General features: G+C 59.0%; 15 protein-coding genes. 12 read left to right on the top strand and 3 right to left on the bottom strand.

The features are described 5' to 3' along the window. Positions 1-5 precede the first annotated feature (5 nt). The 11 genes from ACYZTY_RS01760 (at position 6) to ACYZTY_RS01710 (ending at position 14186) form a co-directional block, all read left to right on the top strand. The gene (locus ACYZTY_RS01760) at positions 6-1757 is read left to right on the top strand and encodes a protein-disulfide reductase DsbD (protein WP_461957055.1); all 1752 of its coding nucleotides are present in this window, start codon (positions 6-8) and stop codon (positions 1755-1757) included. Positions 1758-1888: 131 nt separating this feature from the next. Beyond that, positions 1889-2341 carry a type II 3-dehydroquinate dehydratase gene (aroQ, locus tag ACYZTY_RS01755; protein WP_020797556.1) on the top strand — a complete coding sequence of 151 codons (453 nt, stop codon included), beginning with the start codon at positions 1889-1891 and terminating at the stop codon, positions 2339-2341. 48 nt (positions 2342-2389) lie between these two features. Next, positions 2390-2851, top strand: a complete 462-nt coding sequence (accB, locus tag ACYZTY_RS01750; RefSeq protein WP_054044024.1) for an acetyl-CoA carboxylase biotin carboxyl carrier protein — start codon at positions 2390-2392, stop codon at positions 2849-2851. Positions 2852-2868: 17 nt separating this feature from the next. Then, positions 2869-4227, top strand: a complete 1359-nt coding sequence (accC, locus tag ACYZTY_RS01745) for an acetyl-CoA carboxylase biotin carboxylase subunit (protein ID WP_008153754.1) — start codon at positions 2869-2871, stop codon at positions 4225-4227. A 278-nt stretch (positions 4228-4505) separates the two neighbouring features. Then, positions 4506-5384 carry a 50S ribosomal protein L11 methyltransferase gene (prmA, locus tag ACYZTY_RS01740; protein ID WP_461957054.1) on the top strand — a complete coding sequence of 293 codons (879 nt, stop codon included), beginning with the start codon at positions 4506-4508 and terminating at the stop codon, positions 5382-5384. A 30-nt stretch (positions 5385-5414) separates the two neighbouring features. After that, positions 5415-6632 (top strand): DUF3426 domain-containing protein, encoded by a 1218-nt coding sequence (locus ACYZTY_RS01735; RefSeq protein WP_461957053.1) that lies wholly within the window; start codon positions 5415-5417, stop codon positions 6630-6632. Positions 6633-6817: 185 nt separating this feature from the next. Further along, positions 6818-7828, top strand: a complete 1011-nt coding sequence (gene dusB, locus ACYZTY_RS01730) for a tRNA dihydrouridine synthase DusB (RefSeq protein WP_008153758.1) — start codon at positions 6818-6820, stop codon at positions 7826-7828. After that, complete coding sequence (gene fis / locus ACYZTY_RS01725) at positions 7825-8145, top strand: DNA-binding transcriptional regulator Fis (protein ID WP_007945216.1); 321 nt, start codon at positions 7825-7827, stop codon at positions 8143-8145. Before dusB ends, fis begins: the two co-directional genes overlap by 4 nt. Before the next feature lie 81 nt (positions 8146-8226). Beyond that, on the top strand, positions 8227-9834 hold the full coding sequence (purH, locus tag ACYZTY_RS01720; RefSeq protein WP_461957052.1) for a bifunctional phosphoribosylaminoimidazolecarboxamide formyltransferase/IMP cyclohydrolase: 1608 nt from the start codon (positions 8227-8229) through the stop codon (positions 9832-9834). 185 nt (positions 9835-10019) lie between these two features. Beyond that, positions 10020-11315 carry a phosphoribosylamine--glycine ligase gene (purD, locus tag ACYZTY_RS01715; protein ID WP_083375139.1) on the top strand — a complete coding sequence of 432 codons (1296 nt, stop codon included), beginning with the start codon at positions 10020-10022 and terminating at the stop codon, positions 11313-11315. 99 nt (positions 11316-11414) lie between these two features. After that, the gene (locus tag ACYZTY_RS01710; protein ID WP_461957051.1) at positions 11415-14186 is read left to right on the top strand and encodes a hybrid sensor histidine kinase/response regulator; all 2772 of its coding nucleotides are present in this window, start codon (positions 11415-11417) and stop codon (positions 14184-14186) included. Positions 14187-14209: 23 nt separating this feature from the next. On the opposite strand, the gene ACYZTY_RS01705 is transcribed toward ACYZTY_RS01710, so the two are convergent. Genes ACYZTY_RS01705 through ACYZTY_RS01695 form a run of 3 tightly spaced genes read right to left on the bottom strand, consistent with a single transcriptional unit; the run spans position 14210 to position 16493 of the window. Then, positions 14210-14851, bottom strand: coding sequence for a hypothetical protein (locus ACYZTY_RS01705; RefSeq protein WP_461957050.1), 642 nt, complete (start codon positions 14849-14851; stop codon positions 14210-14212). Then, positions 14848-15579: a hypothetical protein gene (locus ACYZTY_RS01700; protein WP_461957049.1), complete on the bottom strand. Its 732-nt coding sequence runs from the start codon at positions 15577-15579 to the stop codon at positions 14848-14850. Before ACYZTY_RS01700 ends, ACYZTY_RS01705 begins: the two co-directional genes overlap by 4 nt. 59 nt (positions 15580-15638) lie before the next feature. Beyond that, complete coding sequence (locus tag ACYZTY_RS01695) at positions 15639-16493, bottom strand: hypothetical protein (protein ID WP_461957048.1); 855 nt, start codon at positions 16491-16493, stop codon at positions 15639-15641. 189 nt (positions 16494-16682) lie between these two features. Here ACYZTY_RS01695 and ACYZTY_RS01690 point away from each other — a divergent pair, with 189 nt between their 5' ends. After that, complete coding sequence (locus tag ACYZTY_RS01690) at positions 16683-17279, top strand: MarC family protein (protein WP_007937197.1); 597 nt, start codon at positions 16683-16685, stop codon at positions 17277-17279. Positions 17280-17298: the final 19 nt, after the last annotated feature.

Raw genomic sequence — 17298 nt, 5'->3', positions numbered from 1 at the left:
TTGTCATGCGCCGTTTGCTCTGCCTGCTGCTTTTAGTGCTCGCCCTGCCGGCCACCGCCGCAGGTTTGCTGGAGAGTCGGCCCAGTTCCACCCTGGGCTCGATCAACAACAGCGCCGACTTCCTGCCGGTGCGCGAGGCGTTTCAGCTGAGCCTGGTAGAAAGCACGCCGCAATCGATCAAGCTGCGTTTTGTCGCGACCGAGGGTTATTACCTTTATCGGCATCGCTTTCAGTTTCGTGCCGAGCCAGCCGAAGTTGTCCTGGGTGCAGCGCAATTGCCCAAGGGCGAGCAAAAGCACGATGAGTACTTTGGCGATGTCGAGGTCTATCACGGCATTCTCGACGTCGTAGTGCCGCGCACCGACCCGCGCGCCTTCACGTTGGCGGTGACCTATCAGGGCTGCGCCGACAAAGGCCTGTGTTATCCGCCCGAAACCGAACGCCTGAACATTAATGGCATCGGTGCACTGACGCCCGCCACGGCACAGAGCTGGAGCTGGCGCGAGCTCGCCTTGTTCTTTCTCGCCGGTCTGGGCCTGACCTTCACCCCGTGCGTACTGCCGATGCTGCCGATCCTCTCCGGCGTAGTGTTGCGTGGTCAGGTCGGCGGTTTGCGCGGCTTCAATCTGTCGCTTGCTTACGTCTTGCCAATGGCCGCCTGCTTCGCCCTGCTAGGGGCGTTGATGGGGATGTTCGGCGCTCAGCTCAACCTTCAGGCGCGTCTGCAATCGGCGTGGGTGCTGGTGCCGTTCGCGATGTTTTTCGCGGTGTTTGCCCTCGCGATGTTTGGCGTGTTCGAACTCAAGTTGCCACAGGCCATCAGCAGTCGCCTGGACCGGATCGCCGGTCGCACCGAAGGCGGTTCGCTATGGGGCGCCGCGGTGCTGGGCGTGGTCTCCAGCCTGCTGGTGTCACCCTGCGTTTCGGCGCCACTTGCCGGTGCGCTGCTTTACATCAGCGCCAGCGGCGATGCGCTGGGGGGCGGATTGAAACTGTTCATGCTCGGCCTCGGCATGGGCGCACCGCTGTTGCTCGTGGCCACCGGTGGCGCGGCCTGGCTGCCGAAAAGCGGGCCGTGGCTGGTCTATGTGAAAAATGCGATTGGCGTGTTGTTGCTGGGATTGGCGATCGGGCTGGTCAGTCGCGTATTGCCGGGCCAGATCACCTTGCTGCTGATCGGTTTGCTGGCCGGCGGCGTCGGCTTGTTCATGGGCGCGCTGGAATTCGTCTACAAACCTCCTCGAAAACGCCTCGGCCAACTGCTTGGGATGTTCCTGCTGTTTTACGCACTGGCCTGTTGGTTCGGAGCATTCAGCGGCCAGACCGACCCGCTCAACCCGATTGGTCAGCCGCGCATTGTTGCCGGCAACGAACCACCGCAAAACACCAGCACGTGGCAAACCATCAGCACCCCAGCCGACCTCGATCGAGTCCTCGCCGATGCCAAGTCTTCAGGCACCCCGCTGCTGCTCGACTGGTACGCCGATTGGTGCATCAGCTGCAAAGTCATCGAGCGTGAAGTACTCAACAACGCCACCGTCGTCGAACGCCTGAAAGACTATCGCCTCGTGCGCTTCGACATCACCGCCAGCAATGCCGAGCAACGCGCACTGCTTGATCGCTACAAATTGTTCGGCCCTCCGGCCCTGATGTTTTTCGGCAAGGACGGTGTCGAACGCGCCGATGTGCGCGTGATTGGCGAGATCAGCGCGAAAGACTTCGCCGAACGTGTTACGAAAGCAAATGACCGGATTTAATCACCCGGTCACATATTTCGCGCAAACATCGGCCATCGTGCTGGCTATTGCATAGAACTGGACAGTCACAAAGGCTTTGCGGCATAGTCGCCGGGTTCTGACAACTGCACACAGATAACAAGGAACAGCAGATGGCGACGCTATTGGTTTTGCACGGTCCCAACCTGAACTTGCTCGGCACCCGCGAACCGGGCACCTATGGCGCTACGACACTGGCGCAGATCAACCAGGACCTGGAGCGCCGTGCCCGTGAAGCCGGCCACCATTTGCTGCACCTGCAAAGCAACGCCGAGTACGAATTGATTGACCGCATCCACGCTGCCCGCAGCGAGGGAGTGGACTTCATTCTGATCAATCCAGCAGCTTTTACGCACACAAGTGTCGCATTACGTGACGCGCTGCTGGCGGTGAGCATCCCATTCATCGAAGTGCATTTGTCTAACGTGCACAAACGCGAACCTTTCCGCCATCACTCTTACTTCTCCGACGTAGCGGTGGGAGTGATCTGCGGCCTTGGCGCCAGCGGTTATCGACTGGCCCTGGAGGCCGCACTAGAGCAGCTTGAAAGACCGGCAACGGCTTGAACAACAAGCGTTAAACGCCCCTGACCGACCCTTGGGAGTTGATGATTCATGGATATCCGTAAAGTTAAGAAACTGATCGAACTGCTGGAAGAGTCCGGCATCGACGAGCTCGAGATCAAGGAAGGCGAAGAGTCCGTACGCATCAGCCGTCACAGCAAGACCCCGGCTCAGCAGTACTACGCTCCTGCGCCAATGCATGCTCCGGCTCCAGCACCTGTTGCTGCCGCCCCGGTTGCCGCTGCAGCGCCTGCTGCTCCGGCCGCGCCAGTGCTGAACGGCACCGTTGCCCGTTCGCCGATGGTCGGCACCTTCTATCGCAAGTCTTCGCCAAGCTCGCCGTCCTTCGTTGAAGTCGGCCAGACCGTGAAGAAAGGCGACACTCTGTGCATCGTCGAAGCCATGAAGATGATGAACCACATCGAAGCTGAAACCAGCGGTGTGATCGAATCCATCCTCGTCGAAGACGGCCAGCCGGTTGAGTACGACCAACCGCTGTTCACCATCGTTTGAACCGCGGAGAAACTTTGATGACTGCGAAGTTGGAAAAAGTTCTGATCGCCAACCGCGGTGAGATCGCCCTGCGAATCCTGCGCGCCTGTAAAGAGATGGGCATCAAGACCGTCGCCGTGTACTCCAAGGCTGACAAAGAGCTGATGCACCTGGGCCTTGCAGACGAATCCGTCTGCATCGGTCCGGCCTCGGCCGCACACTCTTACCTGCACATTCCGGCAATCATCGCCGCCGCCGAAGTGACCGGCGCTACCGCCATTCACCCTGGCTACGGTTTCCTTGCGGAAAACGCTGATTTCGCTGAACAGGTCGAGAACTCCGGCTTCGCGTTCATTGGCCCGAAAGCCGACACCATTCGCCTGATGGGCGATAAGGTTTCGGCCAAGCACGCCATGATCGCTGCGGGCGTTCCAACCGTTCCGGGTTCCGACGGCCCACTGCCTGAAGACGAAGAAACCGCTCTGCGCATCGGTCGCGAAGTCGGTTACCCGGTGATCATCAAAGCTGCTGGCGGCGGTGGTGGTCGCGGCATGCGCGTTGTGCATAAAGAAGAAGACCTGATCTCCTTCGCAAAACTGACCCGTACCGAAGCGGGCGCAGCGTTCGGCAACCCGATGGTCTATCTGGAAAAATTCCTGACTAACCCACGCCACGTGGAAGTCCAGGTGCTTTCCGATGGTCAGGGCCACGCCATCCATCTGGGCGACCGCGATTGCTCGCTGCAACGTCGTCACCAGAAGGTTCTCGAAGAAGCGCCGGCACCGGGCATCGACGAGAAAGCTCGCGCTGAAGTCCTCGCTCGCTGCGTCAAGGCGTGCATCGACATCAACTACCGTGGCGCAGGCACTTTCGAGTTCCTGTACGAGAACGGCGCGTTCTATTTCATCGAAATGAACACCCGCGTTCAGGTTGAGCACCCGGTTTCGGAAATGGTCACCGGCATCGACATCGTCAAGGAGATGCTCAGCATCGCCGCTGGCAACAAGTTGTCGTACACCCAGGAAGACGTGGTTATCCGCGGTCATGCACTGGAATGCCGAATCAACGCCGAAGACCCGAAAACCTTCATGCCGAGCCCAGGCACGGTCAAGCATTTCCACGCTCCAGGCGGCAACGGCGTTCGCGTCGATTCGCACCTGTACAGTGGCTATGCCGTTCCGCCGAACTACGATTCGTTGATCGGCAAGCTGATCACCTACGGCGCAACCCGTGATGAAGCGTTGGCGCGCATGCGCAATGCGCTGGACGAAATCGTTGTCGACGGGATCAAGACCAACATCCCGCTGCACCGCGACCTGGTCCGCGACGAAGGCTTCTGCAAAGGTGGAATCAACATCCACTACCTGGAACACAAGCTGGCTGGCGAGAAGCACTAGTCTGTGATCCGAACCAACAAAGCCGCCTTCGGGCGGCTTTGTTGTTTCTAGACATTACCGCCCCCGTAGGAGCGAGGCTTGCCCGCGAAGAACGATGACGCGCTCTAACCGAAAGAACGTGTCGCCTCGTTCGCGGGCAAGTCGAATCGTCGCACCGCTCGCGCCTACGAAAAGCACACACATGTCGGTCTTGTCGTCTTCTGCCGCGCGCTCGCGTAAACTTGCGCGCTTCTCGCAGCCCGCTAGGCTGCAATCAATATTTTTCAAAGGTGCCCGCCATGCCTTGGCTGCAAGTCCGTCTCGCCATCAGCCCAGAACAAGCCGAAACCTACGAAGACGCTTTCCTTGAAGTGGGCGCCGTGTCGGTGACCTTCATGGACGCCGAAGACCAGCCGATCTTCGAGCCGGAACTCAACACCACGCCGCTGTGGTCGCACACGCACCTGCTGGCCCTGTTCGAAGGTGGCACTGAAGCCGCCAGCGTGCTGGCCCATCTTGAGTTGCTGACCGGCAGCCCGCTGCCCGAGCATCACAGCGAAGTCATCGAAGACCAGGACTGGGAACGGAGCTGGATGGACGATTTCCAGCCAATGCGCTTCGGTCAACGCCTGTGGATCGTTCCAAGCTGGCACGCTGCCCCTGAACCCGACGCCGTGAACATTCTGCTGGACCCGGGCCTCGCATTCGGCACCGGCACGCACCCGACCACCGCGCTGTGCCTGGAATGGCTCGACGGTCAGGACCTGAAAGATTGCAACGTCCTGGACTTCGGCTGTGGCTCGGGGATCCTGGCCATCGCCGCCCTGCTGCTGGGCGCCAAGGAAGCCGTCGGCACCGACATCGACGTGCAGGCGCTGGAAGCCTCGCGCGATAACGCCGGGCGCAACAACATTGCCGAAGCACTCTTCCCGCTGTACCTGCCGGAAGATCTGCCGCAGGTTCAGGCCGATGTGCTGGTGGCCAACATTCTTGCCGGTCCGCTGGTTTCCCTGGCGCCACAGTTGTCCAGCCTGGTCAAACCCGGTGGTCGTCTGGCGCTGTCGGGCATCCTCGCCGAGCAAGGTGAAGACGTCGCCAAAGCCTACGCTCAAGACTTCGATCTGGACCCGATCGCCAATCGCGATGGCTGGGTGCGTATCACTGGCCGTCGGCGCTAGAATGAGCGCCTGCATAAACCGGATCGCCGCATGACCGACAGTTTCGTCACCCAGTGCCCGCATTGCCAAACCAGCTTCCGTGTCAGCCATGCTCAATTGAGCGTGGCCCGCGGAGTGGTTCGTTGCGGCTCGTGCCTGCAGGTGTTCAACGCCGCCAAGCAGCTGCTTGAGCAACGGGCCGACAAGGACGCGGTCAAACCGGTCGCCCCGACCATTGTCGAACCGCCGGCACAGCGCGCCATCAGCCAAAAGCAATGGTCCGCCACCGAACTGGATCTGGACAGCCTGGACCTGGACGAAGAACTCGCCCGGCTCGAACAGCGGGAAATCCAGCCCACCACGGAATTCGGCCGGCATCGCGAAAACGGTCTCAGTGCTCGCCGCGACTCTGTCGAGCACGACGATGAACCCTGGTCCGACAGCCTCTTCAGCGAATCGGCGGCTGATCGCGCCCAGGCGGTCGAAGCCGACCCACCGGAAACGCAGACAGAACCGGGCAAGCACTCGCGCACTGAACCTTCGTTCTCGCTGGAGCCGGTTGATCTGGACGACGAGCCCCAGGCGCCGCAACTGCGCCTGAATGATCCGCTCGACATGCCCCTGCACCGTGATCGTCTGTCGGCAACCGACTCACCTGACGACGACCTGCCTCCGATTGTCCCCTTGCGCAAGCGACACGAACGCAGCGAGTCGACCGAACGTGCCGACGCCTTGCAGGACCTGACCGACGACCCGCTGCAACTGGATTGGCAGAAACGTCGCTCCCCTTGGGGCCGGCGGTTTTTCTGGCTGCTGCTGGTGCTGCTCGGTGCCGCCGCGCTCGCCGGTCAATACATCGCTTATCACTTCGACGAATTGGCGCGCCAGGACCAGTACCGCCCATGGTTCCAGCAACTGTGCCCGCAACTCGGTTGCACGGTGCCATCCAAAGTTGATATCGCGAAGATCAAAAGCAGCAACCTGGTGGTCCGCAGCCACCCGGAGTTCAACGGTGCCCTGGTCGTCGATGCGATCATCTACAACCGCGCGCCCTTCTCCCAGCCCTTCCCGCTGCTGGAACTGCGCTTCGCCGACCTCAACGGCCACCTGATCGCCAGCCGTCGCTTCAAGCCCGGCGAGTACCTCAACGGCGACCTCGAAGGCATGGCGGAGATGCCGCCGCAAACGCCGATCCACATCGCACTGGATATCCTCGATCCAGGCGCCAAAGCGGTGAATTACAGCCTGAGCTTCCATTCACCCGAGTGAAACGGTTCAGTGTTACGGCGTTGACGGCATATTTCTGACTTCGACCGCTCATACCAAACCGCTGGCGATAACAGAATTACTGTTCAGATTTTGTTCAATTCAGCCTTTATCCAGTCATCGAGAGCGGGTATCATGCCAACCCTTTTTCGAACTCTCATGATCCGGCCCCACAACAGGGAAGTCCTATGTCGGCGGTACGCATCGGTCCATATACATTGCACAACGGCTTGATTCTCGCCCCCATGGCGGGCGTCACCGACCAGCCCTTTCGTCAGCTGTGCAAGCGACTGGGCGCAGGGCTTGTAGTCTCGGAAATGGTCACCAGCGACATGAGCTTGTGGAACACCCGCAAATCGCGGATGCGCATGATCCACGAAGGTGATCCCGAGCCACGCTCGGTACAGATCGCCGGGGGTGATGCACAGATGCTGGCGGATGCGGCCCGGGCCAACGTCGAACTGGGCGCACAGATTATTGACATCAACATGGGCTGTCCGGCGAAGAAGGTCTGCAACAAGGCCGCCGGTTCCGCACTGTTGAAGGATGAAGCATTGGTGACCGAGATCCTGCAAGCCGTGGTGGCTGCGGTTGATGTGCCGGTTACCTTGAAGATCCGTACCGGCTGGGACCGGGACAACAAGAACGGCCTGACGGTGGCGAAGATCGCCGAGCAGGCAGGCATTACGGCGTTGGCGGTCCATGGCCGCACCCGTGCCGATCTGTACACCGGTGAAGCCGAGTACGACACCATCGCCGCGATCAAGCAGGCGGTGTCGATTCCGGTCTTCGCCAATGGCGATATCGATTCACCCGAGAAGGCCCGGTACGTGCTCGATGCGACCGGTGCCGATGGCCTGTTGGTAGGCCGGGCTGCCCAGGGGCGGCCATGGATTTTTCGCGAGATCGATCATTTCCTGCGCACCGGCGAGAAACTCCCGGCGCTGGAGTTGATCGAGGTGGAACGCATTCTGCTAGAGCATCTGGCTGCGCTGCACGTCTTCTATGGAGACGTCATGGGCGTCCGTATCGCTCGAAAGCATGTGGGCTGGTATCTCGCAACCTTGCCGGGCGCCAGGGAGTTTCGCGCCCACTTCAATCGTTTGGAAGATACGGAAGCACAATGCGCCAACGTTCAGGGCTTCTTCGCCGAACGTTATAAGAGCCTGACAGGGGACGGAGACGAGGTGGCCGCATGACGATGATGACCGAGACTTTAGTGAGTGGAACAGCACCCGTGAGCGACAACGTGAATTTGAAACAGCACCTCAATACGCCGAGCGAAGAAGGTCAGACCCTTCGCGGGAGTGTCGAGAAGGCGCTGCACAATTATTTCGCCCACCTTGAGGGCGCTGCCGTCACGGATGTGTACAACCTGGTGCTCTCCGAAGTCGAGGCGCCCCTGCTCGAGTGCGTGATGAACTACGTCAAGGGCAACCAGACCAAGGCCAGCGAGCTGCTCGGGCTGAACCGAGGCACGCTGCGCAAGAAACTCAAGCAGTACGATTTGCTGTAAGCATTCAATCAAACCAGAAAGGCGCCCGCGTAAAAACGGTCGCCTTTTTTGCTGACTCCTTTGCTTTTGATGGAAATTGAAATGACCGACCAGACTACCCGCCTGCCGATCCGCCGCGCCTTGATCAGCGTTTCCGACAAGACCGGGATCCTCGAATTCGCCAAAGAGCTTGAAGCCCTGGGCGTCGAGATCCTCTCCACCGGCGGAACGTTCAAGCTGCTGCGCGACAACGGTGTTGCCGCAGTGGAAGTCGCGGATTACACCGGTTTCGCAGAGATGATGGACGGTCGGGTCAAGACCCTGCACCCGAAAATCCACGGTGGGATCCTCGGTCGTCGCGGTATCGATGACGCCATCATGAACGAGCACGGCATCAAGCCGATCGACCTGGTCGCGGTCAACCTGTACCCGTTCGAAGCCACCATCAACAAGCCAGGCTGCGACCTGCCGACCGCCATCGAAAACATCGACATCGGCGGCCCGACCATGGTCCGTTCGGCAGCAAAAAACCATAAAGACGTGGCCATCGTGGTCAATGCCAGCGACTACGCCAGCGTCCTCGAAGGCCTGAAGGCCGGCGGCCTGACTTACGCTCAGCGTTTCGACCTGATGCTCAAAGCCTTCGAACACACCGCAGCCTATGACGGCATGATCGCCAACTACATGGGCACCGTGAACCAGGCCGCTGATACCCTCAGCACTGAAGGTCGCAGCGAGTTCCCGCGCACCTTCAACAGCCAGTTCGTCAAGGCGCAGGAAATGCGCTACGGCGAGAACCCGCACCAGAGCGCGGCGTTCTATGTGGAAGCCAAGCCAGCCGAAGTCGGCATCGCCACCGCGACCCAACTGCAAGGCAAAGAGCTGTCGTACAACAACGTGGCCGACACCGACGCCGCACTGGAATGCGTGAAGAGCTTCGTCAAGCCGGCCTGCGTGATCGTCAAGCACGCCAACCCGTGCGGCGTTGCGGTCAGCCCGGACGCTGAAGGCGGTATCCGCCAGGCCTACGAACTGGCCTACGCCACCGACACCGAGTCGGCGTTCGGCGGCATCATCGCGTTCAACCGTGAGCTGGATGCTGAAACCGCCAAGGCCATCGTCGAGCGTCAGTTCGTCGAAGTGATCATCGCCCCAAGCGTCAGCGAAGAAGCCCGCGCCATTGTGGCTGCCAAAGCCAACGTGCGCCTGCTGGCCTGCGGCGAGTGGTCGGCTGATCGCGCCGCTGCCTGGGACTACAAACGCGTCAACGGCGGTTTGCTGGTACAAAGCCGAGACATCGGCATGATCGGCAGCGAAGACCTGAAAGTCGTGACCAAACGTGCTCCGACCGAACAGGAAATCAACGACCTGATTTTCGCCTGGAAAGTCGCCAAGTACGTCAAGTCCAACGCCATTGTCTACGCCAAGAACCGTCAGACCATCGGCGTCGGCGCTGGCCAGATGAGCCGCGTGAACTCCGCGCGTATCGCAGCGATCAAGGCTGAACACGCCGGTTTGCAGGTGGCCGGTTCGGTCATGGCATCCGACGCTTTCTTCCCGTTCCGCGACGGCCTGGACAACGCGGCCAAGGTTGGCATCACCGCGGTGATCCAGCCGGGTGGTTCGATGCGTGATGCTGAAGTGATTGCAGCTGCCGACGAAGCCGGCATCGCCATGGTTTTCACCGGCATGCGCCACTTCCGTCACTGATTGTTGCTCTTGTAGGAGCGAGGCTTGCCCGCGAAGGCATCACCTCGGTCAGGCCGATGCACCGCGGCGATCCTTTCGCGGGCAAGCCTCGCTCCTACAGGTTCAGTGTTGTGGCAGATGCCGCGCACTGTTAGCCAGGCAGCCCAGGCTGCTCCACAGAATTAGCGTCATCCGAGGTTTTTGAAATGAATGTTTTGATCATTGGCAGCGGTGGCCGTGAACACGCCCTGGCCTGGAAAGTGGCTCAGGATCCGCGTGTGCAGAAAGTGTTCGTTGCCCCGGGCAACGCCGGCACCGCCATTGAAGCCAAGTGCGAGAACGTCGCTATCGACGTACTGGCCCTTGAGCAGCTGGCAGATTTTGCCGAGAAGAATGTGTCCCTGACCATCGTTGGCCCGGAAGTGCCACTGGTTGCCGGTGTTGTCGATCTGTTCCGCTCCCGTGGCCTGGATTGCTTCGGTCCGACGGCCGGCGCTGCCCAACTTGAAGGTTCGAAAGCCTTCACCAAGGATTTCCTGGCGCGCCACAAGATCCCGACGGCCGATTACCAGAACTTCACCGAGATCGAGCCAGCTTTGGCTTATCTGCGTGAAAAAGGCGCACCGATCGTGATCAAGGCCGATGGCTTGGCCGCCGGTAAAGGCGTGATCGTTGCCATGACCCTGGCCGAAGCCGAAGACGCCGTGCGCGACATGCTCGCGGGCAATGCGTTCGGCGACGCCGGTTCCCGTGTCGTGATCGAAGAATTCCTGGACGGCGAAGAAGCCAGCTTCATCGTCATGGTCGACGGCAAGAACGTGCTGCCGATGGCCACCAGTCAGGACCACAAACGCGTCGGCGACGGCGACACCGGTCCGAACACCGGCGGCATGGGCGCCTACTCCCCTGCCCCGGTCGTGACCGCTGAAGTACACAAGCGCGTCATGGACCTGGTGATCTGGCCCACCGTGCGTGGCATGGCTGATGAAGGCAACGTCTACACCGGTTTCCTGTATGCGGGCCTGATGATCGACAAGGCTGGTAACCCAAAAGTCATCGAGTTCAACTGCCGTTTCGGTGATCCTGAGACCCAACCGGTGATGCTGCGCTTGCAGTCAAGCCTGGTGTTGCTGGTCGAAGCGGCCCTTGCGCAAGCCCTGGACAAGGTCGAAGCGCAATGGGATCCACGTCCGAGCGTCGGTATCGTGCTGGCTGCGGGCGGCTATCCTGGCGACTATGCTAAAGGCGTTGCCATCAATGGTCTGGATGCAGCCGCCGCACTGGAAGGTAAAGTCTTCCACGCCGGTACTGCGCTCAAGGACGGTCAAGTGGTGACGGCCGGTGGTCGTGTGCTTTGCGCAACCGCCATGGGCGCCAGCGTTGATGCTGCCCAGCAGCAGGCTTACAAACTGGCGGCAAAGATTGACTGGGAAGGCTGTTTCTATCGCAAGGACATTGGCTACCGTGCCATTGCCCGCGAGCGTGGCGAAAATCAGGAATAAGCGATCCGTTCGGCAGGGCTTGGGCTTCAGGCCCTTGCCGGACTGTTCCGGCGCCGCGCATAGTTATAATCTGGCATCAACCTACGAAGGGATTTCGCCGTGCGCTGGCTCAGGATTGCCATAGGTTTAACCGTCACGTTGCTGACCTTGCTCTGCATGCTCCCGGCACAGGCCGCGCAAGGCAGTGGCTGGGCGGTATTGCTTGACGAACAGGGCGACCTGCAGCTGAGCGACATCCGTTCCGCTCGCTACACCAATCAATTCAGCCCCATCGAACTCGACCGTCTCACCGCGGCCGAGCCCGAAGGTGCGTTGTGGCTGCGTTTCAGGCTCGCGCCCGGCAAGCACGAACAATTGCTCCGAGTGTTCGCCCCTGACCTGTCGCACCTCAATCTGTATGTGCTCGACGGCGACACGCTGATCGATCAATTGAACACCGGCACCGGCCAGCCCCAGACTGACCGTCCCCTGCCCAGCAGCGATTTCATGTTGCCGCTGCCGCAAAGCGACAAACCCCTCGACGTCTACCTGCGACTGGTGTCCGAACACCAGTTGCGGCCGTACATCACCCTGCAATCGGCAGTCATGACCGCAGCCAATCAGAACCAGATGCTGATTTACGGCCTGCTGTTCGGTTGCATCGGCATGCTGATCCTGCACAACCTCGTCCGCTATGCCTATACCCGCTCGCGCAGCAGCGTCTGGCTGGCCGGATGCGAAGCCTTGTTGATGCTCAGCCTGGCGCTGTTGCTGAATCTGGCAGGGCCCTGGCTCCCCAACTGGCACGCGGTGCAGACCCCCGGCGCTTATCTCGCCTTGTTGCTGACGGCGCCCTGCGGCCTGATGTTCGCCTATCGCTTCTTCGCCCCGCTCGGGTCGCACCCGCTGAACAAGCTGTTGCTGGGAGACATTCTGTTCATCGTGGTCTGCGGCTTGCTGCTGTTGTTCGTCAACACGCTGCCGCTGAACATCATTACCTACGCCCTGGTCGCCCTGGCGGGCCTGAGCATGTTGTTCGTCGGTGCCTATCACTGGCAAAAGGGTTATCGCCCGGCGCGTCTGTTCGTGGCGGCGATGGTGGTGTTCAACATTGGTACGCTGATCATGTTGCCGGCTCTGTTGGGGCTGACCCTGGTCGCGCCTCAAGGCTTGATCATCACACTGCTGGTGTTCGTCTGCATCAGCGGCCTGTTAATGAGCATCGCACTGGGCGAACGTCAGCGCAGCATCACTGAAGATCGTTTCAGCGTCAGCCGCGACCTGGCGGCCAGCAACGCCGAGATCAACGCCAAGGCCGAGTTCCTGGCGAAGATCAGCCACGAAATCCGTACCCCGATGAACGGCGTGCTGGGCATGACCGAACTGCTGTTGGGCACACCGTTGTCAGTCAAGCAGCGTGACTATGTGCAGACCATCCACAGCGCCGGCAACGAACTGCTGACCTTGATCAACGAGATTCTCGACATCTCCAAGCTCGAGTCCGGGCAGATCGAACTGGACGACGTGCAATTCGATCTCAACGCTTTGATCGAAGACTGCCTGAGCATCTTCCGCGCCAAGGCCGAACAGCAGAACGTCGAACTGATCAGCTTCATCCAGCCTCAAGTGCCGCGCGTGATCAGCGGTGACCCGACACGTCTGCGCCAGACTTTGCTGAGCCTGCTGGAAAACGCCCTGAAGAAAACCGACGAGGGCGAGATCCTGATCGTCGTCGCCCTCGACGAACGCAGCGCCAAACCGCGCCTGCGTATTGCCGTACAGGACAGCGGTGTGCCGATGGAGGCTGAAGAGCGCGATGCATTGATGCACGCCGAACTGCACAGCAAACACTTCCTCTCCGCGACCAGCCTGGGCGGCAATCTGGGGCTGGTGATTGCCCGTCAGCTGATCCGCTTGATGCAAGGGGAATTCGGGATCAAGAGCGGTGCCAACCAGGGCAGCACCTTGTGGCTGACCTTGCCGCTGGACCCTGATCGTCTCGAGCACCCGACCTCCGACCTCGATGGGCCGCTGCAAGGTGCGCGCGTGCTGGTGGTGGACGATAACGACACCTGCCGCAAAGTGCTGGTGCAGCAATGCAGCGCCTGGGGCCTGAACGTCAGCGCCGTGCCATCCGGTAAAGAGGCGCTGGCGCTGCTGCGCACCAAGGCTCACCTGCGCGATTATTTCGACGTGGTCCTGCTGGACCAGAACATGCCCGGCATGACCGGCATGCAACTGGCGGCCAAGATCAAGGAAGACCCAAGCCTGAACCACGACATTCTGCTGATCATGCTCACCGGCATCAGCAACGCGCCGAGCAAGATCATTGCGCGCAACTCGGGGATCAAACGCATTCTCGCCAAACCGGTGGCCGGCTACACCCTCAAGACCACCCTGGCGGACGAACTGAACCAGCGCAACAAAGGCGCCGTCTCACAGCATCTGCCCACCGGCCCGACGTTGCCGGTCAAGGTCCCGAGTGATTTCCGTATCCTGGTGGCCGAAGACAACAACATCTCGACCAAGGTGATTCGCGGCATGCTCGGCAAGCTCAACCTGCAACCGGACACCGCCAGCAATGGCGAAGAAGCCTTGCAGGCAATGAAAGCCCAGCGTTATGACCTGGTCCTGATGGACTGTGAAATGCCGATCCTCGATGGTTTCTCTGCCACCCAGCAGTTGCGTGCCTGGGAAGTCGGCAACCAGCGGATCCGCACGCCAGTAGTGGCGCTGACCGCACACATCCTTGCCGAGCATAAAGAGCGTGCGCGCCAGGCCGGCATGGACGGGCACATGGCCAAACCGGTCGAACTGTCGCAGTTGCGCGACCTGATCGAGCATTGGGTTGCGCAACGGGATCAGCAGAACCGCACAGTGTCGACCATCTGAGATGGCCTCGGGCTGACGCTCGGTCAGATGTCCAGAGCTCTCAAGTATTTCAGGGACTGGGACAACACAGACTTCTTCACCTTCTCCCGAAACGCGGCGTAATGAAGCGTGTTGAACGTGATCGTGGTGATCTGTTCGGTGCTTTTTTGCTCAAGCGAATCATTTTTGCTGAACAGAAACGGAGAGATGTCTCGCACTATCGAAAACTTGCGGTGATAGACAGCCATATCCACCTTGTGCGCGCCGTTCATCACGCAAGGAATCATCTGAAAGTAGGCGATATCTCCCTTCAGGGTCGTGGACTCAAACATTTCGAGCGCCAGAGGATTGCGCTCCAACGCAATCAGGGCGCGGCTGATGGGTATTGAGAATCTATCGCCGATGGAATCCCGGATACGTTGTATCGCCTTGCTGCCCATCGGAGCGGCAGGCGCGGGCGAAAACGTTTGAGGTGCGGGCACATCCCATCCCAGAAATCGGAGTTGGTTGCAGTAGTAGTCGAACCAGTCGCCCGATAGTCCATCATTCATTGCGTCGCGTGTGGCTCTTTGCGCAAATGCCGTGCTCATGTAGACGTCTTCGCGGTGGGACGCTGGCAGATTGCTGGCGAACGACACGATACTGCCGCCCACCACCGCTGCCGGTGGTGCAATCAGATCCGTCATGACCGAACCTCCCCTGGCTGCGTGGTGCCGCAGGTATCGTCATGCAGGGTCAACAGAGCAACATTGGTCTCCATCCGGTCTTTGACCTTCAGAGCAATTTGATCTCCTACAGATGCATATCCCGCATCCGACAGATCCGCCCGGACGTATCGACGGCTAATGAGGCCTTGTACATCTTCGCCCCAATAGAGGTGTGCCAATGGGTTGGAACTCAGCAATTGATTAGTTTGGAGCTCGATACATACACTGCTGAACGAGTTCGGTGTTGGCGCCACGATCACCAGCAAACGAACATCCATCGCAGGCACCTGCACCTCGGTGGACTGATCAGCGGACACTTTTTGCATATGGCTGCGCAACAAGTTAGTTGCCGGGTTGTTGATGTCGGACTCGTTGACAATTCGTGACAACACATCGGCAGTCACATGACCTTCATCTGCCCCCAGTCTGGACATCGCTGCGGCCGCCCACTGAACCGCCGACTCAACACTCTCTGGAGGGAGGTTCAAATCATCGCGCACTTTAACCGGCAATAGCCAGGTACCACCCAAAACTTTTATGTAAGTGTCATACCAACTCACAAGCGGCTCTAGTTCTGTTTTTTTATTGGCTGCCAACTGTGCATACAACACCGTATTGACCACCCCATCATAGGGGGTCAGGTCATCTGATTCGGGCACTATCAAAACCGCAGCCCCGACCACCAGTACTGAATAATCACTCTTCATATCAATACCTCCATACAGAGAAGGGCAGTCGTTATTTCGACCGCCACTCCAAGCATCTATCAAATGTCGTAATCGAGTTTATCAGCCGAGTACTTCAAAATTTTCGAAGCGATAAAATCACGATTAGCCTCTGCCACAGCATCATTCTTTTCGAACGCTGTCTCACCGCGATACAGACCTACGTTACGAACATCCACATCGCTGAACAGTACTTTTGTCGATGAATTCCAGCGTGTAAAACGTACTGCGCCAATGGCAAAAACAGTCGTACCGTTAACATCGATACACGAGCCGGCCGCGACTCCACCCAAACCTTGTTTCAGTGTGTTGCGCTCAAAAATCGTCAATGCGGTATCGCGTTTTTGCAGGGCGGCAATAGCATCACCAGCGGTTTTCAGCATCAGTGCAGTAGCCGGGCCCGGTACGGCAAGGCCTGTGACTACCGAAGCAAGGATCTCCAGCACCAACTTGTCCATGCGGACACTGGTTCCCGACACCTCCAGATCGTTGTAGTACCTGCTGATGCCCGTCCAACCCGCATTTCTCATTACTTCACAGAACAGCGTGTACCATTCTTTGCCCTGGTACTCCTCTGGAAACTGTTTGTATGCCACAAGCGACGCATAGTGATAAGCATTCTGTGCGTCACTGCGATTAATACCAGAGAGGTTACCGCTAAAACTAATGATGCCATCGCCTACGATCGATGCTTTCGACGGCACTTCAACTTCTTCACCCGACACAAACAAACCACGAGGTTTAATAAGCATCGGCTCATCCAGCTCATAACTCTGAATCTTTGCTACACAGGCAGCAATATGACTTTCGCTAAACATATTATTCACAACAATCTTCCTTATCGACATTAACGCAAGTTCCTCATGAACTTGCTGGAAGAAACGATAAACAAACAAACCCTTCCTGACAAATCCAAACTTGTAACATCATTCGCAGAATCAACCACACACAACTAACCAATCAGACTCAACTCGACAGCTCTATAAGTTAAAAAATAACTTTCAGATCTTTTAAACTCGACACCCACAGACACTTGATCGACTGATAGACTCCGACTCACCCTTCTCTGGATGCGAGCCGAAACCATGCTCCATGTGTTGTTCAGCGTTTACCTGAAGATGCTGGTGCTCTACAGCCCGTTCTTCGTGTTGTCCTGCTTCATCAGCCTGACCCGCGGTTATTCACGCAAGGAACAGCGTCGGCTGGCCTGGAAAGTGGCAACCGCCACGCTGGTGTCCAGCGTCTTGCTGTACCTGTTCGGGCGGGTCATTTTCAGTGTCTTCGGCATCACCGTGGACGCATTCCGCATCGGTGCCGGCAGCGTGCTGTTTATCTCGGCACTGGGCATGGCCCAGGGAAAGTCGGCGGTGCAGACCGACAATGTGCAACAGGACGTGACCATCGTCCCGCTGACCATTCCATTGACGGTCGGCCCCGGCACCATCGGTGCCTTGCTGGTCATGGGTGTGAGCCAGCCGCACTGGGACGACAAACTCACAGCCATTCTCAGCATTGCCCTGGCCAGTTTTACGGTCGGCGTGGTTCTGTATCTGTCGAACCGAATCGAGCGAATTCTCGGTGACCAGGGCTTGCAGATTGTCAGCCGGTTGATGGGGCTGTTCGTGTGCGCGCTGGCGGCACAGATTATTTTCACGGGTGTGAAAGGTTATCTGGTGCCGTAGTCATCCAGGGAACGCACGT

Source organism: Pseudomonas sp. LB1P83, from assembly GCF_054897885.1.
This window is presented reverse-complemented; position numbering and strand designations above follow the sequence as displayed.